Annotated in this window: 21 protein-coding genes and 2 pseudogenes; 13 read left to right on the top strand and 10 right to left on the bottom strand. The window is 76.0% G+C overall.

The features are described 5' to 3' along the window. Window positions 1-101: 101 nt before the first annotated feature. Window positions 102-1204 (top strand): annotated as a pseudogene (locus ACZ7JZ_RS30510) (hypothetical protein). 10 nt (window positions 1205-1214) lie between these two features. Here ACZ7JZ_RS30510 and ACZ7JZ_RS30515 read toward each other — a convergent pair. After that, complete coding sequence (locus tag ACZ7JZ_RS30515; RefSeq protein WP_470945010.1) at window positions 1215-2102, bottom strand: helix-turn-helix transcriptional regulator; 888 nt, start codon at window positions 2100-2102, stop codon at window positions 1215-1217. Between the two features lie 185 nt (window positions 2103-2287). On the opposite strand from ACZ7JZ_RS30515, the gene ACZ7JZ_RS30520 reads away from it, so the two are divergent. Beyond that, the gene (locus ACZ7JZ_RS30520; protein WP_470945013.1) at window positions 2288-3193 is read left to right on the top strand and encodes an NADP-dependent oxidoreductase; all 906 of its coding nucleotides are present in this window, start codon (window positions 2288-2290) and stop codon (window positions 3191-3193) included. A 37-nt stretch (window positions 3194-3230) separates the two neighbouring features. Here ACZ7JZ_RS30520 and ACZ7JZ_RS30525 read toward each other — a convergent pair whose 3' ends face one another. Further along, entirely contained in the window at window positions 3231-5189 is a 1959-nt protein-coding gene (locus ACZ7JZ_RS30525) for a GTP-binding protein (protein WP_470945051.1), read from the bottom strand. A gap of 266 nt (window positions 5190-5455) precedes the next feature. On the opposite strand from ACZ7JZ_RS30525, the gene ACZ7JZ_RS30530 reads away from it, so the two are divergent. From ACZ7JZ_RS30530 to ACZ7JZ_RS30540, 3 genes are all read left to right on the top strand, one after another. After that, a complete protein-coding gene (locus ACZ7JZ_RS30530; protein ID WP_470945016.1) occupies window positions 5456-5995 on the top strand; it encodes an ArsR/SmtB family transcription factor in 540 nt (179 codons plus the stop codon). A gap of 17 nt (window positions 5996-6012) precedes the next feature. Beyond that, window positions 6013-7305 carry an MFS transporter gene (locus ACZ7JZ_RS30535; protein WP_470945052.1) on the top strand — a complete coding sequence of 431 codons (1293 nt, stop codon included), beginning with the start codon at window positions 6013-6015 and terminating at the stop codon, window positions 7303-7305. Window positions 7306-7541: 236 nt separating this feature from the next. After that, window positions 7542-8378 (top strand): SDR family oxidoreductase, encoded by an 837-nt coding sequence (locus ACZ7JZ_RS30540; protein WP_470945018.1) that lies wholly within the window; start codon window positions 7542-7544, stop codon window positions 8376-8378. 85 nt (window positions 8379-8463) lie between these two features. Here ACZ7JZ_RS30540 and ACZ7JZ_RS30545 read toward each other — a convergent pair whose 3' ends face one another. After that, on the bottom strand, window positions 8464-9915 hold the full coding sequence (locus ACZ7JZ_RS30545; protein ID WP_470945020.1) for a hypothetical protein: 1452 nt from the start codon (window positions 9913-9915) through the stop codon (window positions 8464-8466). Between the two features lie 115 nt (window positions 9916-10030). Between ACZ7JZ_RS30545 and ACZ7JZ_RS30550 the strand changes: the two genes are divergently transcribed. Continuing rightward, window positions 10031-10489: a hypothetical protein gene (locus ACZ7JZ_RS30550; RefSeq protein WP_470945022.1), complete on the top strand. Its 459-nt coding sequence runs from the start codon at window positions 10031-10033 to the stop codon at window positions 10487-10489. A gap of 66 nt (window positions 10490-10555) precedes the next feature. On the opposite strand, the gene ACZ7JZ_RS30555 is transcribed toward ACZ7JZ_RS30550, so the two are convergent. Next, a complete protein-coding gene (locus tag ACZ7JZ_RS30555) occupies window positions 10556-11728 on the bottom strand; it encodes a phospholipase D-like domain-containing protein (RefSeq protein ID WP_470945023.1) in 1173 nt (390 codons plus the stop codon). A gap of 109 nt (window positions 11729-11837) precedes the next feature. Here ACZ7JZ_RS30555 and ACZ7JZ_RS30560 point away from each other — a divergent pair, with 109 nt between their 5' ends. Next, window positions 11838-13277 (top strand): serine hydrolase domain-containing protein, encoded by a 1440-nt coding sequence (locus tag ACZ7JZ_RS30560; protein ID WP_470945025.1) that lies wholly within the window; start codon window positions 11838-11840, stop codon window positions 13275-13277. A gap of 219 nt (window positions 13278-13496) precedes the next feature. After that, window positions 13497-14669, top strand: a complete 1173-nt coding sequence (locus ACZ7JZ_RS30565) for a hypothetical protein (RefSeq protein WP_470945027.1) — start codon at window positions 13497-13499, stop codon at window positions 14667-14669. A 54-nt stretch (window positions 14670-14723) separates the two neighbouring features. On the opposite strand, the gene ACZ7JZ_RS30570 is transcribed toward ACZ7JZ_RS30565, so the two are convergent. Beyond that, on the bottom strand, window positions 14724-15629 hold the full coding sequence (locus ACZ7JZ_RS30570; protein ID WP_470945028.1) for a PaaX family transcriptional regulator C-terminal domain-containing protein: 906 nt from the start codon (window positions 15627-15629) through the stop codon (window positions 14724-14726). Then, window positions 15626-16336 carry a GNAT family N-acetyltransferase gene (locus ACZ7JZ_RS30575; protein WP_470945029.1) on the bottom strand — a complete coding sequence of 237 codons (711 nt, stop codon included), beginning with the start codon at window positions 16334-16336 and terminating at the stop codon, window positions 15626-15628. The genes ACZ7JZ_RS30570 and ACZ7JZ_RS30575 overlap by 4 nt, the downstream gene beginning before the upstream one ends. 124 nt (window positions 16337-16460) lie before the next feature. Here ACZ7JZ_RS30575 and ACZ7JZ_RS30580 point away from each other — a divergent pair, with 124 nt between their 5' ends. Further along, window positions 16461-17492: an alpha/beta hydrolase family protein gene (locus tag ACZ7JZ_RS30580; RefSeq protein ID WP_470945030.1), complete on the top strand. Its 1032-nt coding sequence runs from the start codon at window positions 16461-16463 to the stop codon at window positions 17490-17492. Between the two features lie 17 nt (window positions 17493-17509). On the opposite strand, the gene ACZ7JZ_RS30585 is transcribed toward ACZ7JZ_RS30580, so the two are convergent. Continuing rightward, the gene (locus ACZ7JZ_RS30585) at window positions 17510-18301 is read right to left on the bottom strand and encodes a methyltransferase domain-containing protein (protein WP_470945032.1); all 792 of its coding nucleotides are present in this window, start codon (window positions 18299-18301) and stop codon (window positions 17510-17512) included. A gap of 405 nt (window positions 18302-18706) precedes the next feature. On the opposite strand from ACZ7JZ_RS30585, the gene ACZ7JZ_RS30590 reads away from it, so the two are divergent. Continuing rightward, complete coding sequence (locus tag ACZ7JZ_RS30590) at window positions 18707-19714, top strand: AraC-like ligand-binding domain-containing protein (protein WP_470945034.1); 1008 nt, start codon at window positions 18707-18709, stop codon at window positions 19712-19714. Here ACZ7JZ_RS30590 and ACZ7JZ_RS30595 read toward each other — a convergent pair. Further along, a complete protein-coding gene (locus ACZ7JZ_RS30595; protein ID WP_470945037.1) occupies window positions 19711-20163 on the bottom strand; it encodes a Tat pathway signal protein in 453 nt (150 codons plus the stop codon). The genes ACZ7JZ_RS30590 and ACZ7JZ_RS30595 overlap by 4 nt on opposite strands. 274 nt (window positions 20164-20437) lie before the next feature. Here ACZ7JZ_RS30595 and ACZ7JZ_RS30600 point away from each other — a divergent pair, with 274 nt between their 5' ends. From ACZ7JZ_RS30600 to ACZ7JZ_RS30610, 3 genes are all read left to right on the top strand, one after another. Then, window positions 20438-20773 carry a hypothetical protein gene (locus ACZ7JZ_RS30600; RefSeq protein WP_470945039.1) on the top strand — a complete coding sequence of 112 codons (336 nt, stop codon included), beginning with the start codon at window positions 20438-20440 and terminating at the stop codon, window positions 20771-20773. Window positions 20774-20879: 106 nt separating this feature from the next. Continuing rightward, a complete protein-coding gene (locus ACZ7JZ_RS30605) occupies window positions 20880-24143 on the top strand; it encodes a caspase, EACC1-associated type (protein WP_470945041.1) in 3264 nt (1087 codons plus the stop codon). Window positions 24144-24334: 191 nt separating this feature from the next. Further along, window positions 24335-24886, top strand: coding sequence for a rhodanese-like domain-containing protein (locus ACZ7JZ_RS30610; protein WP_470945043.1), 552 nt, complete (start codon window positions 24335-24337; stop codon window positions 24884-24886). On the opposite strand, the gene ACZ7JZ_RS30615 is transcribed toward ACZ7JZ_RS30610, so the two are convergent. Together ACZ7JZ_RS30615 and ACZ7JZ_RS30620 are read right to left on the bottom strand one after the other, a co-directional pair. Continuing rightward, window positions 24855-25886 (bottom strand): glutathione S-transferase C-terminal domain-containing protein, encoded by a 1032-nt coding sequence (locus tag ACZ7JZ_RS30615; protein WP_470945046.1) that lies wholly within the window; start codon window positions 25884-25886, stop codon window positions 24855-24857. The genes ACZ7JZ_RS30610 and ACZ7JZ_RS30615 overlap by 32 nt on opposite strands. Before the next feature lie 166 nt (window positions 25887-26052). Next, window positions 26053-26195: pseudogene (locus ACZ7JZ_RS30620) on the bottom strand (sulfate ABC transporter substrate-binding protein); the annotation flags it as partial.

Consider the following 26195-nt stretch of genomic DNA (forward strand, 5'->3'; position numbering starts at 1 on the left):
GCACGCACCCCAGGCCGGAGGACCGCGGCCGGCCCCCTCGTATCATGATCAACCGCGGTCCGGGGAAGGGACCGCGGTCTGCCGAGTACGGGGGTACGGGGATGGGTGCGGGTACGGAGCCGGAGGGCTCGTCCAGGTCCGACGAGGAGTGGGAGCGGTTCCTGCGCGAGTCGGTGGCGGGGGCCGCCGACGCTCCCGAGGAGCCGTCGGCGCGGGCCCGCCAGGTGGCGAGACGGCTGCGCGAGGAACCGGGCCCGACGGCCTGGCGCGCTTACCCGCCCGCGCGCCCCAGGCGGCGCATGGGCTGGTACCTGGCCGGGTTCCTGGCCTCGGCGGCGCTGCTGGCGGCGGTCGCCCTCGCGCCGGGGCCGGTGGTGGACCTGTTCACCGGCGGTGGGAGCGGCCCGGAGCTGCTGGCGGGGGAGACGGCCCGTCCGGCGCAGGCGCCTCCGGCCGGGGCGGCCCGACGCCCCACCCGGGAGGAGCCGTTCCGCGGCTCGCCGGCGGCGGACTGGGCGGGCGGAGCGGCCGGGATCACCGTGCCGGAGGCCGGGGCGGTCGGGTGGATGGGCGCCGCCGAGGTAGCGCAGGCCCTCGCCCGGACCCGGGACTTCCTCGCCGCCGCCAACCTGGACCGCTCGGTGCTGCGGGGCGAGCGCCCCGAGAAGGCGATCGCGCTGGTCAACCCCCACCAGAAGGACGTCCGGGCGCTCCTGGAAACCGCTTTCCGCGCCCCCAGCGAGAAGGACGACCCGCTCCTCCTCTTCAGCCGCTTCCGCCCTCCCACGCCCAGCCGGTGGGCGAGGTCGTGAAGACGCGGGGCCGGCTCAGCTACCGGGAGGGCGCACTCGGCGCGGTCCAGGTGACCGCCGACGTCACCTTCGTCTACCCGGTCGCCCGCGCGGGCGGAGGGGACGGCGCCGACGGCGACGAGATCGTACGCACGATCGTCCGGCGCGAGCTGGTCCTGAGCTGGGACGACCCGGGCAGGGTGCGCACCGAGCCCGGCACCTTCTCGATCCTCTCGTACAAGTACGACATGACCAACGGCGGCTGCGGCGCCCCGACCGGATACCTGACCCCGCCCTTCGGCGCGGACCGCCGCACGGAGCGCACCGGCCCGCAGACGGACCCGTACGACCGCAGCACACCGGTCGGCGGCGACTCCGCCGCCGACACCTGCGGAGCGGCGACGCGCTCATAGTGGTGCTTCGTCAGCCGGCCCGTTCCGGCTCCGGTGCGCTCCAACTGCCCAGCAGCCGCAGGGCGTCGTCCGCGCGGGGGTCCGGGGCGGTGAACACGACCAGCGAGGGGCCGTCGTCGCCGGGCAGGGCCAGGGTCTCGTACGCGAGCGCGAAGTCCCCGACCACCGGGTGCCGGAAGCACTTGGCGCCGTACGACTTCTCGCGCACCTCCTGCGCGGCCCACAGGTGGCGGAACTCCTCGCTGCGCCCGTTCAGTTCGGCGATGACCCCGGCGAGCTGCACGTCCTGCGGCCGGCGGCCCGCGGACAGGCGCAGGAAGCCGACGCTCTGGCGGGCCACGTCGGTCCACTGCGGGAACAGCCGCCGTGCGGCCGGTTCGAGGAACACGTGCCGTGCGAGGTTCAGCGGCCCCGCCGGGCCGCCGTCCGGGGCGGCCGGTACGCAGAGCACGGCGCACGCGAGGCGGTTCGCGTCGAGCACGTCCATGGCGGGCCCGAGGACGTACGCCGGTACGGCCCCCACCGCGTCCAGCAGCCGCCGCAGCCCGGCCCGTACCCGCACCGGCTCCCGCTCCGCGTCCGCGGGGGCGGCGGCCGGGGTCCGGGGGAGCCCCGCCGCCGGGGCGCGGCGGGCCAGGTCGTACAGGTGGGCGCGCTCGGTGCCGTCGAGCCGCAGCGCGCGGGCGAGGGCGTCGAGGACGGCCCCGGAGGGGTTGTGGGCGCGGCCCTGTTCGAGCCGGGTGTAGTAGATCCCGCTCACCCCGGCGAGCTCCGCCACCTCCTCGCGGCGCAGCCCCGGTACCCGGCGCGGCCCGAGCACGGGCAGCCCCGCGGCCTGCGGGGAGAGGCGGGCGCGCCGGGACGCGAGGAACGGGCCGAGCTCGTGGGCGGGGTTCATGCGCGCCAGTATGCGCGGGCGCCGGGGGCTCCCGCCTGTCCCTGCCGGTACCCCCTCACCGGCCGCCCTCCCCGCCTGGTACTCGCGGGGTAATGGCTGCGCGCGGCGGGCGCCCCCAGGGTGGGGGACGCACCGGCGCACCGCCACCGCCGCCGTCCCGCGGCGACACGAACAGGAGCATCAGCATGCGCGCAGTGGTTTTTTCCGAGTACGGCGACGAGGGCGTCCTCGAACTCACCGACCGCCCGGTCCCGGTCCCGGCCGGGGGCGAGGTCCTGGTCCGCGTGATGGCCGCCGGGGTCAACCCGGTCGACTGGAAGCACCGCGAGGGGGCGGTGCGCAGCGACCGGCCGTTCCCGCTCGGCCTGGGCTGGGACGTGTCGGGCGTGGTCCGGGCGACCGTGCCCGGCGGCCCGGCGGTCGGGGAGGAGGTGTACGGGATGCTGCCCCTGCCGTACGGCGGCGCCTACCAGGAGTTCGCGGTCCTGCCGGCCGCGGCCGTGGCCCCCAAGCCGGCCTCCCTGTCGCACGCCGGGGCCGCCGCCGTCCCCCTGGCCGCGCTGACGGCCTGGCAGGCGCTGGACGCGGCGGGGGTCGAGGCCGGTCAGCGGGTGCTGGTGCACGCCGGGGCCGGGGGAGTGGGGCACTTCGCCGTGCAGTTCGCCCGGCTGCGCGGAGCCCGCGTCACCGCCACCGCCTCCGCCCGCAACCTCGGCTTCCTGCACTCCCTCGGCGTGGACGAGCCGGTGGACCGGGCGGCGGCCGACCCGGGCGCGGCCGGGCCCTTCGACGCCGTCCTGGACACCGTCGGGGGAGGGGTGCAGCGTGCCGCGTGGGGGCTGCTGCGCCCCGGCGGCACGCTCATCACCCTCCCGGAGCCCGTGGACGAGTCCCACCGGATCCCCGGCATCGCGGCCCGCCGCGTGGTCGTCGCCCCCGACGGGGCCGCCCTGCGCAGGATCGGCGGGCTCATCGACTCCGGCGCGGTGCGCGTCGAGGTGCAGTCCGTCCTGCCGCTGGCGGAGGCCGCGGCCGCCCACCGCCTCAGCAGGGCGGGCCGGGTCCGGGGCAAGCTGGTCCTCGCCCTCTGACACCGGCCCGTCGCGCGCATGCCCCGGTCCGGGCCCGCTACAGCCTGCGGTGCGCGTGCAGCAGGTACTCCGCGCGGTGCAGCGGGTTGCCGTCCGTCCGCTCCCGGACGCGCGGGGCCGCGGCGGGGCGGTGGTGGGAGAACTCCGTCTCCAGTACGCCTTCCCCGCCCGTGAGTCCGGGCAGCTCCCGCTCCAGCCCGTGCACCTGTTCGGCCGCCAGGTGGCCCTCGACGGCGTACGCGTCGCCGTGCAGTGCGGGGGTGCCCGGCAGGGCCCCGCGGCGGGCCAGGGCGAGGGACACCGGCCCGTACGCGTCCTGCGGGAACTCCAGGCGGAACCGGTGCACCGGCTCGTGCACCACCGTCCCCGCCCGCCGCAGCGCGCTCATCAGCACCAGCGGGGTCAGCGCCCGGAAGTCGCCCGCCGTACTGCGGATGCTGCAGAAGCCCGAACGGGTCATCGTCACCGCGCAGTCGGGGACCTGCCAGCCGGACAGCCCCTGCCGCAGGGTCGCGTGCACGGACTCCTCGACGGCCCGCATGTACCCCTGCGGCAGCGAGCCCAGCTCCACCTCCCGCCGGAAGGCCACCCCGCTGCCGGCCGGTCCCGGCTCCACGCGCAGCCCCACGGTCGCCAGGAAGGGGTTCCCGCCCTCGTCGATGACCTCGTACGCGGCACCCGTGCCCGTCACGCGCTCGACGCAGATCGGCGTCGTCCCGCGGAACGAGACCCCGATGCCGTACTCCTCGGCCAGCACGGCGGCGAGCACCTCCTTCTGGACCTCGCCGTAGAGGGACACCGACAGGGTCCGGCGCTCCGGGTCGTGCCGCAGCCCGATCAGCGGGTCCTGCTCGGCGAGCCGCGACAGCGCCTGGTGCAGCCCCGCGCCCGCCCCCTGCGGATCCGCGGGCACCACGACGGTCTCCAGCGAGGGCCCGGTGAACACCCGCCCGTACGGGCGGCCTTCGGGCTCCCGGCCGACGACGTCCCCGATCCGCACCGACGGCAGTCCGCCCACCACGGCGATCTGCCCGGCCCGCGCCGACGCGGCGCGCACCACCGCGCCCCGGTCGAAGACGGCCAGGTCGGTCACCTTGGAGCGGACCCCGGCGACGGGCACGTGCCCGTGGGCCCTGATCCCGCCGGAGAACAGCCGGACGTACGCGATCCGCTCCCCGGCCGGGCCCCGCTCCACCTTGAACACCCGTCCGGACACGGGGCCGCGCACGTCGCCCGCGGCGACGGGCAGCAGTTCCCGGATGCCCTCGACGAGCCCGCCGACCCCGGCGCCGGTCGCCGCCGAGCCCACGTACACGGGGTGCACCAGCCCGGCGCGGGTCTGCGCGGCGAGCGCGGCGCGCAGCCGCCCGTAGGGCACGGACCGCTCGTCGTCCACGTACGCGGCGAGCAGGGCCTCGTCGTGCACGGTGAGCACGTCCAGGAGCCGGCGGGCGAAGTCCGGGTCCTCGCCGCAGAAGGCCTCGACCCGGGCCGCGCGGGTGCCCGGGCCGGCGGCGACCCGGCCCATGGCGACCGCGGGCACGCCGAGCCTGCGCTCGATCTCCCCGAGCACGCGGGGCACGTCCGCGCCGCGCCGGTCGGCCTTGTTGACGAACAGCAGGGTGGGGATCGAGAGCCGCTTCAGCGTCCGCATCAGGACGCGGGTCTGCGGCTGTACGCCCTCCACGGCCGACACGACGAGAACGGCGCCGTCCAGCACCCCGAGGACGCGCTCCACCTCGGCGATGAAGTCGGCGTGGCCGGGGGTGTCGAGCAGGTTGACGGAGACCGCCGAACCGCCGCTTCCCACAGGGAAGTTGACGACGGCCGCCTTGATGGTGATACCGCGGCGCCGCTCCAGTTCGAGGGAGTCGGTGACGGTGCTGCCGTCGTCGACGCTCCCGACTTCGGAGATGATCCCGGCCTCGTACAGCAGCCGCTCGGTCAGGCTGGTCTTACCGGCGTCGACGTGGGAGAGGATCCCCAGGTTGAGCATGCGCTCCGGGGTCGCAGGTGCAGGGTGCACAGGCCTTCATGTCCTTCAGGTGGAGGGGTGTTCCTTTCGCGGGGGACATGAAGTGGCGGCGCATCGGGATCGGCTCCTCGGGGGCGGCCTGCGGGCAGGCGGGGGCGGTCGGGTGCAGGGTCTGCACCGCCACGTTGGCAGAGCGGCCCCGCCGGTGCCAGGGAATTTCCGCGCCAGGCGGCGCGGGCGGGGGAAAGTGCTTGCTCAATGGTCAAGAAGTGTTGACCATTGGGGTCATGCCAAGCGATGATCTTCCCGAGACGTTCCGCGTCACCACCGACGAGCAACTGCGCGCGGTCTCCAACCTCACCCGCCACCGGATCATGGCCGTCCTCCGCTTCGAACCCGCGACGATCACCCAGATCGCCGAACGGGTGGGCCTCGCGAAGGGCAGCTCCAGCTACCACGTACGGCTGCTCGAACGGGCAGGCCTGGTCAAGGTCGTCCGCACCCGCAAGGTCCGCGGGGTCACCGAGCGGTACTACGCCATGGCCGCGCGCTCGATCGAGCTGCCGGACCCGGGCGAAGGCGGCCCGGACGTCCTGATGCGGCATGCGGTCGCGGACCTGGAGGCGGCGCCCGCGGACGGCGAGCGGCACGTGCGGATGGCCCATCTGCGCCTCACCGAAGAGCAGTTCGCCGAACTCGGGAGCCGGATGCACGCCCTCGCGGACGAGTACCGCGAGCTGTCCGACCCCGCACTGCCCGACGCGACCCTCGTCTTCGCCCTCTTCCACCCCGCCACCGGCCCCCGGGCCGAAGGAGCCGCCGAATGACCCCTGACATACGCAGGATGCCGACCGGATTCGGCCGGCTGTGGACCGCCCAGACGGTCTCCTCGCTGGGCGACGGCGTCTCGCACGCCGCGCTCCCGCTGCTCGCCCTGACCCTCACCCGCGACCCGATGGCCCTCGCCGTCGTCACCGCCGCCGGGACGCTGCCCTGGCTGATCTTCGGGGTCCTCGGCGGCGCCCTGGTCGACCGCTGGGACCGCCGGCGCACCATGTGGGTCGCCGACGCGCTGCGCGCGGCCCTGCTCGCCGTACCGGCGGCCGCCGCCGCGCTCGACGTGCTGAGCATCCCCCTGCTCGCCGCCACCGCCTTCCTCCTCGGCCTCGGCGGACTCTTCTTCGACACGGCCGCCACCGCCTACCTGCCCGACCTCCTCGGCCGCGACCCCGCACTCCTGGAACGCGCCAACGCCCGCCTGCGCGCCGCCCAGACCGCCGCGTCCGGCTTCGCCGGGCCGCCCGCCGGCAGCGCCCTGCTCGCCCTGGGGCGGTCGGTCCCGCTCCTCGCCGACGCGCTCTCCTTCGCCGTCTCCGCCCTGCTCGTACGCACCCTCCCGGCCGTGCCCCGGCCCGCACCCCGGGCCCAAGAGTCCCTGCTGCGCCAGGCGCGGGCCGGAGCCTCGTACGTCTTCCGCGACCGGCTGCTGCTCGGGCTCGCGCTGCGCCCGGCCGTCGGCAACATCGCCTTCCTCGCCGTCGAGACCGTCCTCGCCCTCTTCGCCCACGAGCGACTCGGCATCGGCACCCTCGGCTTCGGCCTGCTCCTGACGGCCGAGGCCGCCGGCGGCCTGCTCGGCGCGGCCGCCGCCTCCGCCCTCGGCCGCCGCCTCGGCACCGGCACCGCGCTGACCTGCACGGCCGCCGTCGAAGGGCTGGCCATCCTGGGCCTGGCCGCCGCCCCGAACCCGTACGCCGCCGGTCTCGCACTCGCCGTCTGCGGCGCGGGCATGGGCGCGACGATGGTCCTCGCCCCCTCGCTCCGCCAGGCGGTCGTCCCCGCCCGACTGATGGGCCGGGTCGCCTCCACCTCACGGATGCTCGCCATGTGCGCGGCCCCCTTCGGCGCCTTCCTCGGCGGCTGGCTGGCCACCGCCTACGACGTGCGCGCCGCGCTCTGCGCCGCCGGCGGCCTCCTGCTGGCGATGACCGCCGTCACCGCGACCATGACCGGCAACCGCCGCGTCGAAGCGGCGCTGCGCGCCGCCGCCCGGGACGGGGAAGGGGACCAGGACCGCCAGCCGGTCCCCGCGGACCGGCCGGACGCCCGTACCCCTTCCGGCGGGGCAGCCGTATAGCCCTCCGTACGGGCCCCGGCCCCGGGCAGGACGCACGCCCCACGTGCGCCCCTGCGCCTCCGCGCGCCCCCGCCGGAGGGATGGCCGAAACCCGCACCCGCCCCGACCATGAACCTCCGCGCACCACCGGCAGCGGGCGCCACAGCGGTACACCGGCACGCGCACGGCACGGCGGCACACGCACGGCACCGCGCACGCACACCGGCAGACCTTCATCTCGGGATTTCGGGGGCACGATGACACGACGCTGGCTGGTCACGGGATGCTCCTCCGGCCTCGGACGGGCCCTGGCGGCCGCCGCGGCCGCCGCGGGGGACGAACTGGCCGTCACCGCACGCAAGACCGCCGACCTGGAAGAACTCGCCGCCGACTGGCCGGGCCGCATCCTCCCGGTCCCGCTGGAGCTGCGCGACCCGGACTCCTGCGCCGAGGCCGTCCGCACCGCCGCCGACCGGCTCGGCGGGATCGACGTCCTCGTCAACAACGCGGGCGCGGGCCTCTTCGGCGCGGTCGAGGAGGTCTCCGACACCGAAGTGCGCGACCAGCTGGAGACCCTGGTCGTCGGCCCGTGGCGGCTCACCCGCCTCGTCCTGCCCCTGATGCGGGCCCAGGGCCACGGCCACATCGTCAACGTCTCCTCCATCGTCGGCCGGATGGCCTTCCCCGGCCTCGCCGCCTACGGGGCCGGAAAGCACGCCCTGGAGGGCATGAGCCTGGCCCTGGCCGCCGAGGCCGCGCCCCACAACATCCGCGTCACCGTCCTGGAACCGGGCATGTTCGCCACCCGCTACGGCACCGCCCTCACCGAGGCCGGACACCGCATCCCCGCCTACGACGCCACCAACCGCGACACCCTGGACGGCACCCGGGGCCTCGCGGACCACCCGGAGACCGGCCGCCCCGAGGACTTCGCCGCCCACGTCCTCACCATCGTCGGCTCCCCGACCCCCACCCCCCTGCGCATCCCGGTCGGCGAGGACGCCTACGCCTACCTCGAGGAGGCCGAACGGACCTACCTCGACGAGTTCGCCGCGGCCCGCACCCTCACCCACCGCCCGCCCGCCGCCCCCTGACCCCGCACCGCCCCCTGACCCCGCACCGCACCGCACCGCCCCGGCAGCCCTGCCGCCGCCCGTCCGCCCGTCCGCCCGCCCGCGCTCAGGCGCCCGCCACCCCCGCCAGGGTGCGGTGCAGCCGTCGGGCCTCGGCCAGGAGGCGGGAGGAGCCTGGCCGGGCGGCCAGGGCCGCCAGTTCCGGCAGGGGGCCGCGGGCCCCCGCCAGGGCCGCCGCGTCGGCCGCCACCGCCAGCAGGGGCCCCCGGTCCCGGGGGCGGAGCGCGGCGAGGAGCGCCGGGAGGGCCCCCGCCAGGACGGACCAGACCGGGGCGGCGCCGCCCGGCAGCGCCGTCGCCGTCCGCAGCGCGTCGGTCAGCAGAGTGGCCTTCAGGGTGCCCAGCGCGGTGAGTTCGGCCAGGTCGCGCCCCAGCCGGGGCGCGTCCAGCCGGCCGCGCCCGCCCAGGCGCACCAGGGCCTGCGCCCCCGCCTCGCGCTCGGCGTCCGGTACGGCCGCGAGCGCGTACGCGAGGGCCAGGTGCACCGCCGGGCCCGCCGGGCCCTCCGCTTCGGCCAGGGCCGCCAGGAAGGCGGGGGCCCCGCGCCCGTCCTGGTCGGCCGCGGACGCCACGCCCGCCAGCATCCGGGCCGCGGCCAGTTCGGGGTGCCAGGGCACGACGGCGGCCGTGTGCGCGTCCCGCGCGTCCGGCAGCGAACCGTGCGGGCAGCCGATGTGCGGTTCGAACGGGCGGAACAGCGACCAGAAGCGCCGCGGGAACTCCCCGCGGCCCGCGATCGGCCCGTACCCGACCAGGATCCGCCGCCCGGCCCGCGCCCCGCGCCGCCGGCTGGGGCGCTGCGGCTCACCCCCCTCGGGCTCCCGCCGCGCGACGGGCTGCACGAGCCCGCCCTCCCGCAGCCAGTCCGCGACCCGGCGGCCCTCGGCCGTGCCCAGGCCCTCCGCCGCCCGCACCACCGCGTCACCCGCCGGGCCGCCGCCGCACCGCAGCAGCGCCAGACCCAGGTCCGCGGGCCCGGCCCGGACGTCCAGCCGCCCGTACGCGGCCAGCCGCGCGACCAGGTCGGACGGCTCCACCGCCCCCGTCGGCCGGCTCGGCGCGGACAGCAGGAACGGTACGGGCTCCCCCGCCCGCAGCCGCGCCGCCAACTCCCCGCCCCGGGCACCCCACACGTAGTCGAGCGCCGCGTGCTGGCACAGCTCCAGCCAGCCGCCCGCGGCCCGCTCCCAGTCCTCCCAGCCCGCCCCGCAGTCCACCGGATCCGCCGCCGCGGCGGCGGCACCGGCGAGGGACCGCAGCACCCGGGGCCGCGGCCCGGCCGCGGACTCCCGCGGTATCCCGCGCAGTGCGGCGGCCAGCGCCGCGCGGTCCCGGTGGGCGTGTGCCGTCAGGCCGTTCAGCAGCCGCTCGTAGACGACCACCCCCGGATCGCCGCGCCCGGCCAGCAGGGCCGCCAGCTCCCCGGCGAGCGCGTCCGCCGGCGGTACGGCGCACAGCCCCCCGAAGCCCGCGACGGCCTCCCCCTCGTACCTGTCCATGCGCAGCAGGGTAGGCGCGGGCACTGACAGGCAGCACCTGTACAGCCCCCGGCCGGTTTGAAAGGATGCCCGGCGTCAGGCCGGAGCGGAGCTGCAGGACGGAGCAAGTCCCCCTATGCGCAAGCCACTTCATCCCCGCCGCGGACTGCGGGCCGCCGCGGCCGCGACGGCCGCCGGACTGCTCCTCGCCGCCCTGTCCGGGTGCGCGGGGAAGGACGACAGCATGTCCGCCTGGTCCGCCGACGGAGGCAAGGAGCACACGGCCGCGATCGGCGCGGACATCGGCGTGCTCATCGCGGCCAGCCCCTCCGGCAGCGCGGCCGAAGAGTGCGGCCGCGTCCTCGACCACGTCAAGGACGCCAAGGAGTACCGGAAGATCCCGGACGACACCGCCCAGGGCCACTGGAACAAGACCCTCACCCACCTGGAGGCCGCCGCGAAGACCTGCATCGACACCGCCAGGAGCGGTTCCGCGGCCTCCGGCAGCAAGCGGCTGGACGACACCTTCGCCGCCCAGACCGCCTACCACCTCCTGTCACTGCGGATCAGCAGACTCGCAGCCGAGGACTCCTGACCGCCCCGGCCGCCGGTGCCTTCGGCTCCGGCGCGACCGCCCCTCCGCCCCTCCGCCCCCCTCTCCTCACAGGAAGCGGCGGATGGGCCGTACGGCCGCCTCCCGGACCCGCTGGAGCGGTGGGCGGCGCTTCCACCTGCCCGGCCGGATCAGCTCGCTGCGCGCGACGTCCTCGTCGTAGTGCCCGTCCAGGGTCCGCGTGACCTCCGTGTCGAGCACGGCGAGCATGACCTCCTCGTCGTGCTCGAGGGAGCGCCGGTTGAGGTTGGTCGAGCCGATCAGCGCGGCGATCCCGTCCACGGTGACCACCTTCGCGTGCATCAGCGTGGGCTGGAAGTGGTGGATCCGTACCCCGCAGGCCAGCAGCTGCCCGTAGTAGCGCTGGCCGGCCAGCTGGCAGACCCGCTTGTCGGTGTGCGGGCCGGGCAGCAGCAGCTCCACCGCGACCCCGCGCGCCGCCGTGGCGCAGAGCAGGTCCACGAAGTAGTCGTCCGGCGCGAAGTACGCGGTGGCCAGCCGCACCCGGTGCTCCGCGGACTCCAGGACGACCCGCATCAGGGTCTGCATGTCCTGCCAGCCGTAGCCCGCCGACCCGCGGACCACCTGGATCACCGCGTCCCCCTGCGCCCCGTGCCCGCCGAACCGGTCCCGGGAGTCGAACAGCTCCTCGTGGCACTCGGCCCAGTTCTGCGCGAACGCCGCCGCGATCCCGTCCACCGCCGGCCCGCGCACCTTCACGTGGGTGTCCCGCCACTCGTGCGGGTTGCGCGCGTCTCCGCACCACTCCTCGGCGATGCCGACCCCGCCCGTGAAGGCCTCCTCCCCGTCGACGACGAGCACCTTGCGGTGGCAGCGGTGGTTCTGCTTGAGCGGGGACACGAACAGCGGCCGGCGGAACCAGGTCACGACCACCCCCGCCGCGTCCATCTCCCGCAGCAGGGCGTCCTCGATCTGCCGGCTCCCGAACCCGTCCAGCAGCAGCCGTACGCGCAGCCCCGCCCGCGCCCGCTCGGCCAGCGCGGCCGCGAACTCCCGCGCGATCGCGCCCCGCCAGTACACGAACGTCATCAGGTCCACGGTCCGCCGCGCCCCGCGGATGCTGCCCAGCATGGCCGGGAAGATCTCGTCCCCGTTGCGCAGCACGGTGACCCCGTTGCCCTCGGTGGCCGCGATCCCGATCAGGCACTCCAGCCGCCGCCGCAACCGCTGCTGCCGCCCGGCCGGATCCTGCGCACCCATCCTGGAATCTCCTTCTCCCCACGGCGGCCTTCCCCTCTGCGGGATGGGTCCGTAGATTGCGCCCGCCGCCGCATCCGCGGGGGTACGGGGAACGATCGCAGGGGGATTCGTGAAGTCGACGGGGACGCGCCGAACGGCGCCCGTACGCCGTACGGCGGCTGCACGGCGCCTGACCGCCGCGGGGGCGGCCGCACTGGCCCTGGTCCTGGGCCTGCCCGGCACCGCCGCCACCGCCGTGAGCGCCGCAGCGGGGACCACCACGGGCCGAACCACCACGGGGCACGACGCGCTCCTGGCCGCGATGCGGGCCGAGGCCGGCACCGCGGCCGGCGGGGACGGGATCCCCGGGATCATCGCCCTGGTCCACCGCGACGGCACCGACTGGACCGGCACGGCCCGCAAGGACGCGGGCGCACCCGACCGCGACGCCGACCGGCCCTACCGCGCGGGCTCGATCACCAAGCTGTTCACGGCCACCACCGTGCTCCAGCTCGTCGCCGAGGGAAGGCTGCGGCTGACCGACGACGTGTTCGGCCTGCTGGGGCCGGTGCTGAAGACCAACGCCACGCAGGGCTGCAACCCGTACACGTGGACCTGCTTCGACCCGCCCGGCCCCGGCCGGGCGCCCATCACCGTGAAGGACCTGCTCTCCCACTCCAGCGGCATCTTCAACTACCTCAGCGACGGCGGCTTCCTGGCGGGCGCGGGGCTGAGCTTCCCCGGCCTGCCCGACTACCCCGCCCAGCAGCTGGTCGACGAGGGCGCCAACCACGGGCCGCAGTTCGCCCCCGGCACCAGCATGGCGTACGGCAACACCAACTACATCCTGCTCGGAATGATCATCGAGAAGGCGGCCGGGCGCCCCTGGGCCGAGGAGATCGAGCGCCGCATCATCCGGCCCCTCGGCCTCACCCGCACCGTACTGCCCGGCTCGGACCCGGTCCTGCCCGGTCCGCACGACGCCTTCCACACGAACTACCTCCAGCGGCGCGGCCCCCTCGGCCACCTCGCGCGGCCCGCGGCCGACTGGAACCCGTCCATCGGCGGGGCGGCGGGCGCGCTCGTGTCCACCACCGGCGACCTCGTCACCTTCATCCGCGCCCTCCTCGGCGGGGAGCTCCTCCCGCCCGAGCAGCTCACCGCCATGCGCACCCAGCTCAACCCCCACCGCGTCGGCACCCCCGGCCCCGGCCTGCCCGGCATCCCCTGCGACCCGGCCCTCAGCTGGCCCGAGTGCATCGTCAACCCGGCCATCAGCACGGTGAATTCGGGCGACGCCAACACCCCCGGTTACTGGTACGCCGCCCGGCCCTGGAAGTCCGCCCAGGCCGATATCGGCCTCGGTCTCGCCCGCCGCACCCTGACCTGCGCCGACGGCCGCACCGTGGTCCTGTACGGCCACAACGGCGCCGCCTTCGGCTCGATGTCCTACCTCTACGCCACCGGGGACGGCTCCCACGCCCTCGCCCTCAACTACAACGGCGACTGGCCCCTGTGGGAGCTGTACAGCCTGAACGGCCTCCTCGCCGCGGAGTTCTGCACCCCGTAGCGGCAGGGGGGCGGGCAGCGGGGCCGGGCCCCGGTCCAGGTCGGGACCAACGGGGCGCTCCGGTTGTGGAGGGCGCCGGGGGGCGCTCCCGGGCACCGGGGGCGTGCCCCGCGCCGGTGCCGGGGAGCGGTAGTCGGCCGGTGGCCGGAATCTGTAGGTTCCGGAGCGCCGGCCGGCGGGGTCACCCGCACGGCGGTACCGAGGAGGGGGAAGACGTCCGTGAACGTTTCCAGCCTGTTCAAGCGCCGGAGCAGCAGTCCTGCCAGCACCGTCGGCACTGCCAGCCCCGCCATCACCAGCAGTCTCACGAGCCGCACCAGCAGCAGGGGTGCCGGTACCCGGGTGCTCTCCGTGGCCGCCACGCTGGCGCTCGCCGCCGGCACCGTGGTTGCCACCTCCACCGCGGCCCAGGCGGCGCCCAGCTTCGGGCGCGCCTACGTGTGGGCCAACTCGCCCTCGCACGCCCTCAACACGCCGTACACACCGTCCGTCCACTACAGCCGCAACTCCACCGGCGCGACCAACACCGTCGTGCGCACCGGCACCGGCCAGTACACGGTCCGGATGCCCAACCTCGGCCGCGTCGGCGGCACCGTGCACGTGACGGCCTACGGTGCCACCACGCACACCTGCGGGGTCAACTACTGGTCGCCCGCGGGCAGCCGGCTCGACGTGCGCGTCAGCTGCTTCACCCGTACCGGCGCCCGCGTGAACACCCCGTTCACCGCGAGCTTCGTGAACACCGCCACGCTCGGCGGCACGCGGTTCGCGTACGTGTGGGCCGACCGGCCCACCACCGGCTCGTACACGCCCGCCGCCGCGTACCGCTTCAACTCCGCGGGCGCGGCCAACACCGTCACCCGCTCCGGCACCGGCAGCTACACCGTCCGGCTGCCCTCGATCGGCTCCGCCGCCGGGCACGTCCAGGTCACGGCGTACGGGGACCAGGCCGCCCGCTGCAAGGCGGGCAACTGGTACGTGTCCGGCTCGGCGCAGCTGGTCAACGTCCGCTGTACGAACGCCTCCGGCGGTGCCAAGGACCACCGGTTCACGATGACGTACACGCGCGCCACCGGCGTGCAGCGCGCCACCCCCGCGGCCTACGCCTGGGCCAACCAGCCCACCGCCGTCGGCTACCACCCCGCGGCCGCGTACGCGTACAACTCCTCGGGGACGGTCAACCGCATCACCCGGGTCAGCCGGGGCGTGTACCGCTTCCACCCCGCCAACATGCCCCTCGGCAACGGAAACGTCCAGGTCACGGCCTACGGCCACGACTCGGCGTACTGCAAGGTCGACTACTGGACCCCGGGCACGGGCGTCCAGGTCCGCTGCTTCACCGCCGCCGGCGCCGCGACCGACACGTACTACGACGTGTCCTACCAGCGCTGAGGCCGCGGGCCCGTTCGGGTACGGACCTCCGTACCCGGGCGGGCCCGCCGGGGCTCAGCCCGCCCCGCGCCCGGCCGGGTGCGGGGGCGGGAGCGCGTCCTCGTAGAGGCGGAAGAGGCGGGGGCGGGACGGGCTGCCGGAGGGGCCCGGGCGGGGGGTGAGGGCATGCCAGCGCTCGGCGGCCAGGGCGCGGGCGCGGGCTCCGGGCCAGGGCCGGGGGAGGAGTTCGGGGGGCAGCAGGGGGTCGGGGTCCATGGCGGCGGTGAAGGCGGCGGCGAGTTCGACGGCCCGGGTGAGGCGCTCGGTGTCCGTGGCCTCCGGTCCCGGGGGCGGGCCGGAGGCCAGGGCGGCGAGGGCGTCGTAGCGGGCCGCGATCCGGTCCAGGGGCCAGAGCAGGGCGGCGAGGCGGACCGGGTCCGATTCCTCGCCGATGCGCAGGTCGCGGCTGGTCAGGAGGGTGAGGGAGGGCAGGACGCCGAGGTGGCGGGCGTGCGCCTCGACGATCGCGCCGACGGGGTTGGCGCTGGCGTACAGGCCGCCCTGGAGGGGGGCCGCGCCGAGGTGGACGAGGGTGTCGCGCAGGGAGTCGCGGGCCTGCCGGGAGCTCTCGGGGACGGCGAACGCGAACAGGTGCCAGGTCCCGTCCCAGGGCGCGAGGCCCCGGTCCTGCCGGTAGGCGTGGCGTACGTACTCCGCATCCGGCGCGATGGCGCCGGTGGGGTCCGCCGCGGCCCGCAGCAGGGCCTTGCGGCCCCGGCCCTCCTGGGTGAACCGGCCCTCGGCGACGAGGCGTTTGATGCAGAGGCGGACCTGCTGGTCGGTCATGCCGAGGGCGGCGGCCACGCCGTACAGCTCCCCGGCGTCCACGGTCCCGTCCTCGCGGACGAGGGCGAGGACCAGGGTGCGGGTGCCGACCGCGGTGGCGGTGCCGGCGGCCGTGCTCGTGTCGGCGCTGGTCATCGGGGCTGCTCCGGGGTGGTGGTCTCGGGGGCGGGGCGGTCCGCGGCGGGCCGCGGGGCGGGGTCGGCGGGCCGTACCGTGCGGCGCATCGTGGTGACCGCGCCGAAGCCCATCAGGTCCCGGAGGTACGGCGTGCGCTCGGTGCGTACGGCGGTGAAGCCGTGCCGTTCGTAGAGGGCGCGGGCGCGCGGGTTGACGTCGATGACGTCCAGGCGGATGCGGGTGCAGCCGTGTGCGGCGGCGACCGCGGCGACCTCCTCCAGGAGGCGGCCGCCGATGCCCGCGCCCCGGTGGGCGGGGTCGACGGCGATGCCGTCCATGACGAGTTCGCGGGGTTCCGGGCTGCGGTCGAGGAGGGCCAGCAGGGCGAGCCGCGGCAGCCCGCGCAGCGGCCCGTAGGCGGACAGGACCTCGCGCGCCCCGCCGCCGGTCAGGCCGCGGCCGCCGAGCCGGTATCCGGCCACGCCCGTCAGCTGCCCGCCGGGGGCGAGGGCGACGACGGCGCGGTCGTGGTGGAGGTGGCGGGCGATGAACGCGCGGCCGCGCGGGGCGGGCCCGAGGGCCGCGCCCAGTTTGCGCCCGAAGGCCTCCCAGTACAGCTCGGCGACCCGCTCCTCCGCTCCGCGCGGCACGCCGCGCCGGAGGGCGGGGGCCGCGCCGCCCGGATGGGCCGTGCCGGCCGCCGGTGTCCGGTTCTCCTCCGCCATGGGGCGTCCTCCTCGGCTCGTATGCCTGCTCGTGCTCTGCTCGTTCGCCTTCCCATCATACGAATGAATCCAGTACGGTCGAAACTGAAACGAGCGTTTTTGGTTCGATAGTTTTGGAGGGGCGATGAAGAGGAGGACCGTGCGGACCGTGCTCGCGGTCGTCGTCGCGCTGGCGGTCGCGGCCGCCGGCCTGGTCGCGGCGGTGGTCTGGCAGCACACGTACGACCTGCGCGAGGAGGCGGTGACCGTACGGCACGGCGGCCGCACGCTGCACGGCGTACTCGCCCGGCCCGGACACGGCCGCGGACCCTTCCCCCTGGTCGTCTTCGTCCACGGGGACGGGCCGGTGGACGCCACGCACGACGGCTTCTACCGGCCCCTGTGGGAGTCCTTCGCCCGCGCCGGGTACGCCTCCCTGTCCTGGAACAAGCCCGGCGTCGGCGGCGCCCCGGGCGACTGGCTCGGCCAGACCATGGACGACCGGGCCCGCGAGGCCGTCGACGCCATCGCCTGGGCCCGGCAGCGGCCCGAGGTCGACGGCGGCCGCATCGGCCTGTGGGGCGCCAGCCAGGCGGGCTGGGTGCTGCCCGGGATCGCGGCCCGCGACGGCCGGATCCGCTTCGCCGTCGCCGTCTCACCGGCCGTCAACTGGCTCCGGCAGGGCCGCTACCACCTCCTCGCCGAACTCCGCCGCGACGGCGCCGCCCCCGCCGAGACCGCCGCCGCCCTGCGCCGCCGCGAGACCGGGCTGCGCCTGCTGCGGCGCGGCGCCCCGTACGGGGAGTACGTGCGCGCCGTCGGGGACCCGCAGGGCATGACCGCCGCCCGCTGGCGCTTCGTCTCGCGCAACCACACCGCCGACGCCCTCGCCGGCCTGCCGTCCCTGCGCGGGATCCCGCTGCTGCTGGTGCTCGCCGGGCACGACGTGAACGTCGACACCGCCGAGACCGAGGCCGCCTACCGCCGCCTGCTCCCCGCACCGCCGCTGCGCGTGGCCCGCTACCCCGGGGCCACGCACGCCCTGCTCCGGCACGAGGTGGAGTCCTCGCCGGTACGGCTCACCCTGACCGCGCTGTTCGCACCCCGGTCCCTCTTCGCCGGGGGCTTCCTGGAGGACCAGCGGCGGTTCCTGTCCTCGCTGGGGCCGGCCCCGTGACCCGCCGCCCCGCGGCCTCAGGCCCGCTTCTCGAAGACCAGCACCTCCGTGGTCGCGACGCCCAGGGGGGCCTGGAAGGAGCCCCGGAGGGTGCAGCCCAGGGAGTCGAAGAGGTCCACGCAGGTCGCGCGCGGCAGCGGGGTGGGGAAGGAGCCGTGGCCCTCGCCGCCCCGGGTGGCCCAGGTGCGCACCGCGTCCGGGTCGAGGCAGGTCTCCGTCATGGCGTCGAAGACGATCCGGCCGCCGGGCCGCGTCACGCGGGCCATCTCGAAGAAGTAGCGGGAGGCGCAGAGGAAGGTGACGGTGTTGAAGACCTTGTGCGCCTGGACGAGGTCGATGCTCGCGTCGGGCGTCGGGGCGAGGCTGCTGCCCGCGGTCGGCCGGGCCGTCACGCCGTACGCGGCCACGAGGTGCGCGGCCCAGGGCGCGGCCGTCTCGTAGATCTCGTAGCGGCCCGGCGAGCACTCCTTGAGCGTCTTCTCCAGGTACCGGCCGGAACCGGGGCCGATCTCCAGCACCGCCTCCGGGGCTCCGGCGTAGACGCCGAGGGCGCGCAGCCGGTCGATGGTGGACTGGGTGGCGCCGGGCGTCCCGTTGACCACCTCGTCGAGGTAGTCGCCGACCGACAGGCCGGCCGAGCGGGCGGCGCGGAGGGTGGCCTCGAAGGGGAGGAAGTCGTCGACCCCGCCCAGGTTGTTCGTGCTGCGCACGATGTCGAAGCCGGTGCGCCCCACGAGACGCTTGAGCCGCGACTTCCATGAGGAGGGAGCGGGTCCTGCCGGTGCCGTACCGGCCGCAGTTGCTGTCATCAGGCATGACCCCCCGGTGGTCTCCGCGCGATACCGGCCAGCGTAGCGGGAGGCCCGCCGCCGCGCGGGCGCTCGCGGGAGCCCGACCCGACCGGGTGCCCCGGGGGTCGGTATCCGGCCCCGCCGCGGACCGGCCCTCAGCCGTTCCCCGTACGGGCACCCGCCGCCCGTCGTGGCCGGTCGGGGCGCTGGGGGCGGGGGAGTGGGTACGGCAGGCAGGGGGCGGAAATCAGCCAACGCGGGGAACGGCGGTCGCGGAACGCCTCGTTCTGTGCCCCCTCCCGCTCTAGCGTCGTCCGACCGTGCCCACCTGCGGCGACGGCAAATATCGCGCGAGGCGGCGGACGGGCCGCTCAGGGCGGTCGGGGCGGACGGCGGAGAGAGCGGAAAAGAGGGGACGGCGGGATGAGGATGAGCACCGTCTTCGACAGCGCGGACCACCCGGCGCGGGAGCGCCTCGAACGGTGGCAGTCGACGGCCCGGCTCGCGCTGGCACCCACGGCCATCAAGGTCGAGGACCCCGGGGCCTTCCAGGCGCGCATGGGCCATCTCGACCTGGGCACGGTCCAGTTGGCATCGATGTCGTACTCCGCGCTGCGCTCCGTTCGGACGCCGAAGATGATCCGTACCAGCGATCCCGAGCGGTACAGCGTCGCGCTGGTGCTGGGCGGCCGGCAGTGCCTCGCCCAGGCGGACCGCGCCAGCGTGGCCGGAGCCGGCGACCTGACCTTCTTCGACACCTCGCACCCCTTCGACGCGCTGGTGGCCCCGCGGGAGTGCGCGCAGTCGGGTGCGGTCGTGGCGCAGTTCCCCAAGTCGCTGCTGCCGTCGCGCCGTTACGAGCGGCTGCTCGGCGCGCGGCTGTCCGGGCGGCAGGGGGCGGGCGCCATGCTGGCGCAGGTGCTGACCGGACTGGCCGACGAGGGCGCCGACTACCGGCCCGCGGACGCCGCGCGGCTGTCCGGGGTGCTCGTGGACCTGCTCACCGTGGCCCTCGCCCGCGAGCTCGACGCGGAGTCCGAGGTGGCGCCCGAGACCCGCGGCCACGCGCTGGTCCTGCGCGTCCTGGCGTACATCGACGCCAACCTGGCCGATCCGCGGCTGTCCCCCGCGACCGTCGCGGCGGCCCACCAGGTCTCCGCCCGCCACCTCCACCGGCTCTTCAAGGAGCAGGGGCCGGGGGCGGGCGAGGCGGAAGGGGTCACGGTGGCGGAATGGATACGGCGGCAGCGGCTGAGCCGCTGCCGCCGCGATTTGACCGACCCCCGTCATCGGTCACGCACCCTGCACTCCATCGCCGTACGGTACGGATTTGGGGATCCGGCGCATTTCAGCCGGGTTTTCCGTGCCGTGTACGGGATGTCCCCGAGTGAGTGCAGGGAGCGGTCCTGGACCCGTCCCGTCGGTGACTAGAACAGGGCGCGGCACGAACCGGCGTCGCCGACGAAGCAGACGTACAGCCTCACGTCGCGCAGGCTGTAGCCGTTGGACGGTCCGGCGTAGCCCGGCGTGCCGTTGGCGCCGTTGCTGTCGGACCCGAGCTTCGTGTAGCCGTGGTACTCCCAGGAGCCGCCGTTCCACTTGTAGTACGTGGTGTACAGCCCGGCGCCCTTGCCGTCGGCGCAGTTGTCCCAGATGGTGAAGTCCCAGCTGGTGTTGTAGACGTCGTGGCCGCCCTTCCAGTCGACCCACCAGTAGTCGTAGTTGCCGCTCACGGAGGCGCAGCCGTCCCAGGTGGACTGCTGGTAGTACCCGGCCGCCTGCGCCTGGCCCGAGAGGCCCACCACGAGCCCCGCCGAGGCGGCCGCGACCGCCGCCTTCTTCCACACCCTGCCGAACGAGAACCGTCGTGCCATCGTCATCCCCCTGGGGGTCGGAGTCGAAGTACGAGCAGGAACGGCACGAGTATGCAGACGGGTTGACGGCGATCCTTTGACGATGGGCGACCAGGTGTTGACGGTCCGCGCCATGGTGGACCGGGCCCGCCCGCCCTTTGATTGAACGCGTTCAATTTCTCTGGCACCATGAGGGCGTGACCGGCGGCGGGCGAACCTGCCGAACCGCCGGCCCGTGGACCTGCCGACCGGCGGAACCCCGCCGGCGCATCCACCCCTGCGATCCGAAGGCCGGTGCGGCGTGATCTTCCTCCTGCTTGGAATCCTGCTGGTGGGCATGGTGCTCGCCGTCACCCCGGGAGCCGTGCTCGGCTACGCCTGCGCCGTCACGACCGGCCGGCTCCGCCTCCGCTTCCGCGTCCCCCTCCTCCTGGCCCCCGCGACGGCATCGGCGGTCCTCTGGCTGGGCCTGCCGAACATGCCCGGGTTCTGGCGCACCGCCGCCATGCTCACCTCGTTCCTCGCGGCCCTGGTCACCGGAGCGGCCGCCCTCAAACGCGAACACGACAACAACCGTCCCCAGCGGCCCCCCGTGACCTGGCCGACGGCCGACCGGCCCCCGGCCGCCCACAGGTGACCTCGGGGGAAAGTGCCTTCCGGATGCCGGTCCCGGCCTAGACTCGCCGTCGCGCCGGTGTCGCACCGCCGCAGGGGAGCGGCGAGCGGGGAGGGTGAGGGCGCCAGTGCTGAGGCCTGATCCGGCCGGTTCGCGGGCCGTCATCGTCGGGGTCGGCGGGTACGCGCACCTGGAGCCGCTGCCCGCGGTCGCCAACAACGTGCGCCGCATGGGCGAGCTGCTGCGCGACCCGGAGGTCTGGGGGCTGAGCAGCGAGCACTGCGAGGTGCTCTCCGACCCGGCCTCGGAGCGCGAGGTCCTGGAGGCCGTGCACCGGGCCGCGTCCACGGCGCAGGAGGCCTTCCTCCTGTACTTCGCCGGACACGGACTCCGGGAGCAGCGCGAGGAGCTGCTCCTGGCCCTGCCCGACACGCACCCCGACCTGCTCTTCCGCGCCCTGGCCTACGACCGCCTGAGGAACGTGGTCCTCACCCACTGCACGGCCCGCCACAAGGTGGTCATCCTCGACACCTGCTTCAGCGGCCGGGCCCTCCAGGGGGTGATGGCGGACCGGGCGGCCGTGGCCGACTTCGCGGAGGTCGAGGGCAGCTACGTGATGACCTCCTCGGCCGAGGACCGGTTCTCGCTCGCGCCCGAGGGCGCCGAGTACACCCTCTTCACCGGCGAACTGCTCGGCGTCCTCGACCGGGGGGACCCGGAGGCCGGCGAACTGCTCGACATGGAGGCGATCTACCGGTCCGTGTACCGCGGGGTCCGCGCGAGCGGCGGCCCGGCGCCCCAGCAGCGGGCCCGCAACGGCGGGGCCCGCATCGCCCTCGTCCGCAACCGGGCGGCCGGGCGCGGTGCGCCCCGAGAACACGCGGCCGCCCTGGTGCCCCCGGGCAGTACGTCCCCGCCCGCCGTACTCCCCGAGGGCACCGGGCACCTGCTGCACGAGACCGTCCTCGGCCTGCTGGAGGCCACCGGCACCATGGCGCGGTCGGGGCGGGCCGCGGAGGCCGATGCGGTCCTCGCGGCCGCGGCCGCCCGCTGGCCCGACCAGCAGACCGCCTCGCTGCTCTGCGAACTCCACGCCGCGGGCCTCCCGCGGGAGACCGCCCTCGCCTGCCGGGCCGTCGCCGCCCGGACCCCCGGGGAGGCCGCGGCCTGCCTGCTCGTCCTGGCGGAACTCGACGCGCGCCCCGCCCTCGGCGCCCTGTCCGACGCCCTCGCGGGCACGGCCCCCGGTACGGTCGCCCAGGTGGCCGGGCGCCTGCGGGACCTGGGCGGGCGGCCGGCCGCGGACGGCCTGGTCCGGCACTGCCTCGCCGCCGCGGGGGCCGCGGGGGCCGTCGAGCTGGTCGCCGCCCTGACCCCGGCCGGACTCGGAGTCCAGGCCCTCACCGCGCTGTACGACCTGATCGCGGCCGCCCCCGACCCCGCGTACGTCCACGTCGCCGACGGGCTCCTCGCCCGCGGCCTCAAGACCCCCGCCTACGCCCTCTACCTGCGCCTGCCCGGCCCGTTCGCCGCCACCCGCACCCGCGGGGCCGCCGCGGGCCTGCTGCGCGCGATGGCGGAGGACGGGGCGCAGGAGCCGGCGCGGGAACTCCTCGACGCCCTCCTCGCGGACGCGTTGCCCGCCGACCGCATCCGCTGGGCACTCGCCCTCCGGGCCGCCGGACTCGACTGGGCCGACGAGCGGGCCCGCCGGTTCCTCGCCGCGGCCTCCGACGATGCGGTCCTGCACCTGCTGGGCCAGCTGCACCGCACCGGCGCCGACCCGCTCCTGCCGGTGGCCCGCTGGGCCTGCGGCCGGGACCGGTACGCGGAGGGCGTCCTGCGCTTCTCCACGGCCCTGCGCAGGTACGGGTTCCCCCTGGACTCCGTACGGCTGCTCGACGAGTACGCCGCCACGGGCCCCCGCCGCGCAGCCGCCCTGATCGCGCTGATGCGCGCGGACGACCGGCAGGAGACCGGCAGGGTCCTCGCCCACGCCGCGGCCGGGACGGCGGCCGACCGGGCCGAACTCGCCCTGGCCCTGCGCCGGAACGGAGCACACGAGGACGCCGGCCGGGTCCTCGGCAAGCTACTGGAACAGCTCTCCGGCACCCCGGAACTGCTCCCCGCCCTGGGCGCGCTCGCCTCCCAGACCGCCCCGGACGCCCTGTACCCCCACCTGGCGGCGGAAGCCGGGGGCGAGGACACGGCGCCGGTGCTGCGCAGCTACTGGCAGGACGGGCAGCCGGAGTCGGCGGCCCGGTTCCTCGACCTGCTGGCGGCCCGGGAGGGCCCGCTCCTGGAGGACACCCTCGCGGCGCTCACCGCGGCTCCGGACACCGAGGACCCTTCCGCGACCTCGGTCTCGGCCCCGGCCCCCGCGGACATCCGCCGGTCCCTGTCCGCAGCCCTCGTCCTGACCGGGCCGCACGCGCTCGCCCGCGCCGTCGGCCACGCGGCCCGGCACCCGGACAGGGAGGGCTTGCGCGCCTGCGTCGCGGACGGCCTGGTGGCCGTCCCCCTGCCGGACCTGCTCTCCCTCCTCGGCACGCCGGGGTCGGTGGAGCGCCCGGTCAGGCGCGGCCGGTTCGCCTTCGGCAGCCGGGCAGAGGGGAGCAGGGCCCCGGAGGTGTGGGTGCTCGGTGAGGCGCTGGCCCGCCGCAGCGATGCCGCCACCCTCCTCGCCGCGGTGCTGGGCCCGGAGCAGGACGGCGCCGGGGGCACGGGCCGGCGGCTGCCCTCCCGGCAGGATCTCGCCACCGCGCTGGAGACGGTCCCCCGGGGCCATGCGGTGCGGATCTGGCAGCTGGCGGCCGACAGCGGGCACTCGGGTGCGTCCGGGCTCCTCGCGGCCATGGGCCGGCGCCAGGACCTGCCCGCGGTGGTGGAGGTGCTGCGCCGCGCGGGCCTCTCCCGCGGGGACGCACTGCGCATGTACCGTGCGGCGCCCCGCCGGCAGCCGCGCACGTACGGGCCCGCCGTCGACCGGGCGCTCCGGGAGGGCACGGCGAACCCCTTCGATCCCGCGGACGCGGACCGGGCCCGGGCGGTCCTGCACCGCGCCGGACGCATGCTCGCGGAGAACGATCTGGCCGACCTGCTCCTCTCCCTGGCCGACGAGGGCCGGGAGGAGGACCTCGCCTGGACCGTCGGCGCGGCCGCCGGACGGGAACTCCTGGAGGACTGGCTGCCCGAGGCCCTCGTGCGCGTCGCGGGCGCCCGGCACGACGAGGCGGCAACCCAGCTGGTCACGGAGGTCGTACGCCGGTCCCACACGTGGGTGGTGATGTGCGCGGCCGAAGTCCTGCGCGAGGACGGGCTGGAGGAGTACGCCCGCATGATGGAGGAGGGCAACGGCAGGGGCCGGCTGACCCGCTGGCTCAGCCGCTGAGGCCCGCGACCGGGGGTCCGGCGGCAGGGGTTGTTGCGGCAGCGTGGCGGGTGCGTGGCGGGTTCGTGGCGGGCGGGCGGGCGTCCCGGGCGGGGGCGTTCGCGGTGCCTAGGATCGCGGACAGGTCTCCGTACCGCGGCCCCGGCCCCCGTTCGGGTGCTGCCTCCCGCCCTCCGCAAGGACGCCCCGCCATGACCGCTTCCCGTGCCCTCGCCGTCGCCGAGGCGCAGCCGCGCCTCGGCGAGCTGACCGTCGTCGACGTCCGCACGCCCGGCGAGTTCGCCACCGGCCACCTGCCGGGTGCGCTCAACGCGCCGCTCGACCGGCTCGCGCAGTACGCGCCCGCGCTGCGCGCGGCGGCCGGCGGGGGCCCCCTCCTCGTGGTGTGCGCCTCCGGCGGGCGTGCGGACAAGGCCGTCGCGGAACTGTCCGCCGAACACGGGATCGCGGCCGCCGGCCTCACCGGCGGGGTCCGCGCCTGGACGGCCGCGGGGCACCGGCTGGAGCATCCGGCCGGGCCCGTGCGGGCCGTCTGGTCGATGGAGCGGCAGGTCCGGTTCGCCGCGGGGGCGCTCGTGCTGACGGGCCTGGCCCTCGGACTGCTGGTGCACCCGGCCCTCCCGCTGCTGTCGGCAGCGGTGGCGGCCGGGCTGGTCTACTCCGCGGTCACCGACACCTGCGGCCTGGCGGTCGTACTGGCCAGGCTGCCGTTCAACCGCCGGGGCGGCGCGTCTCCGGCGTGACGGCCCGCACCTCGGGTGCGGCGGCCCGCGGTTCGGGCGGGGCGGGGGTGCGGGGCCCGGCCGGGGCCGGGACGGGGCCGGAGGGGGCGGCCGGGTCCGGCTGCCGGCCGGGCCAGTCCACGATGCGTACGGCCGCTCCCGCCGCCTCCTCGCCGCGGCAGCGCGCATGGTGCCGGCGGGCGATGGCGTCCAGGTCCAGGTGGGGCGCGAAGGCGGGGTGCGCCGCCAGCCGCCGCGCGTACGCCCACAGGTGCGGATGGCCGGTGATGCGGTACACGGCCGCGGCGTCCAGGTGCCAGCGGTGGACCGTGTCGAGCTGGAGCAGGGTGACCCACAACTGCACGTCTGCGGCCGTCAGTTCACCGCCCAGAAGGTACGGGGAGGAGGCGAGCCGCCGTTCCAGCACCTCCAGCGCGCCCGACAGGGTGTCGAGGGCGTCCGCGCGCTCCGCCCGGCCGGTGCCCGCCCGACCGGCGCGCTGCGCGGCCGCGTTGACGTCCTGCTCGCAGAGCCGGCCGACCGCGTCGATCTGCTCCTGTGCGCCCTCCGGGTGGAGCCGCGGTCCGGAGGGGCTCCCGAACCGCTCGGCCAGGTCCCGGAGGATGTCGGGGGCGTGGGTGCTGACGATCCGTCCGGTCCAGTCGTCGCTGAGTACGGGCGCCAGGGCCGGGCCCGGGTGGAGGTGCGCACTGGCCTCGTACAGGCCCTGCAACGACGAGTGCCCGCCGTCGGGTGCGTCGGGGACGGCGGGCAGCAGGGTCATCGGCAGGACGTCTCCCAGCCCCAGCAGGCTGTGGGTGACGGCGATCCGCAGACATCGCGGGCAGGCGGGTTCGAGGTGGAGGCGGTAGCGGCGCGGTACGGGAGGGTAGCCGCTGCGTGCGTCCCGGCCGATCCGGCTCCGGAAGGGCGGCGGCGGTGAAGTGTGCGGGGAGGTGCGGGAGTTGTGCGGGGTACCGGAGGGTGGGGACGTGCGGGAAGGGTGGGAAGCAGCGGACATGCGTCTTCTTCCTTTCTCCCGGGGAACCCGGTGGGGCCAGGCGGGCTTGCCGCCCCCGGCGCACCGCATCCAGGACGGTGGCGGATGGGGTGCGCCGGGGGCGGCGTCGGAGCTGCGGAACTACCGGAGCTGCCGGAGGTGTGGGACTGCTGCGGTGTGCGGGTCCCTACTTCGTGCCGAGACCCGCGTCGGAGACCTCGGGCTGCCCGGCGGTCTTGAGGACCTTGTTGAGGAGCGTGAGGTCGTAGATGCCGGTGAGGTCGGGCTGCTTGATGAGGCCGGCCTTGACGGCCCATTCGGACTGGGTCT

This window comes from Streptomyces sp. NPDC038213, from assembly GCF_055600495.1.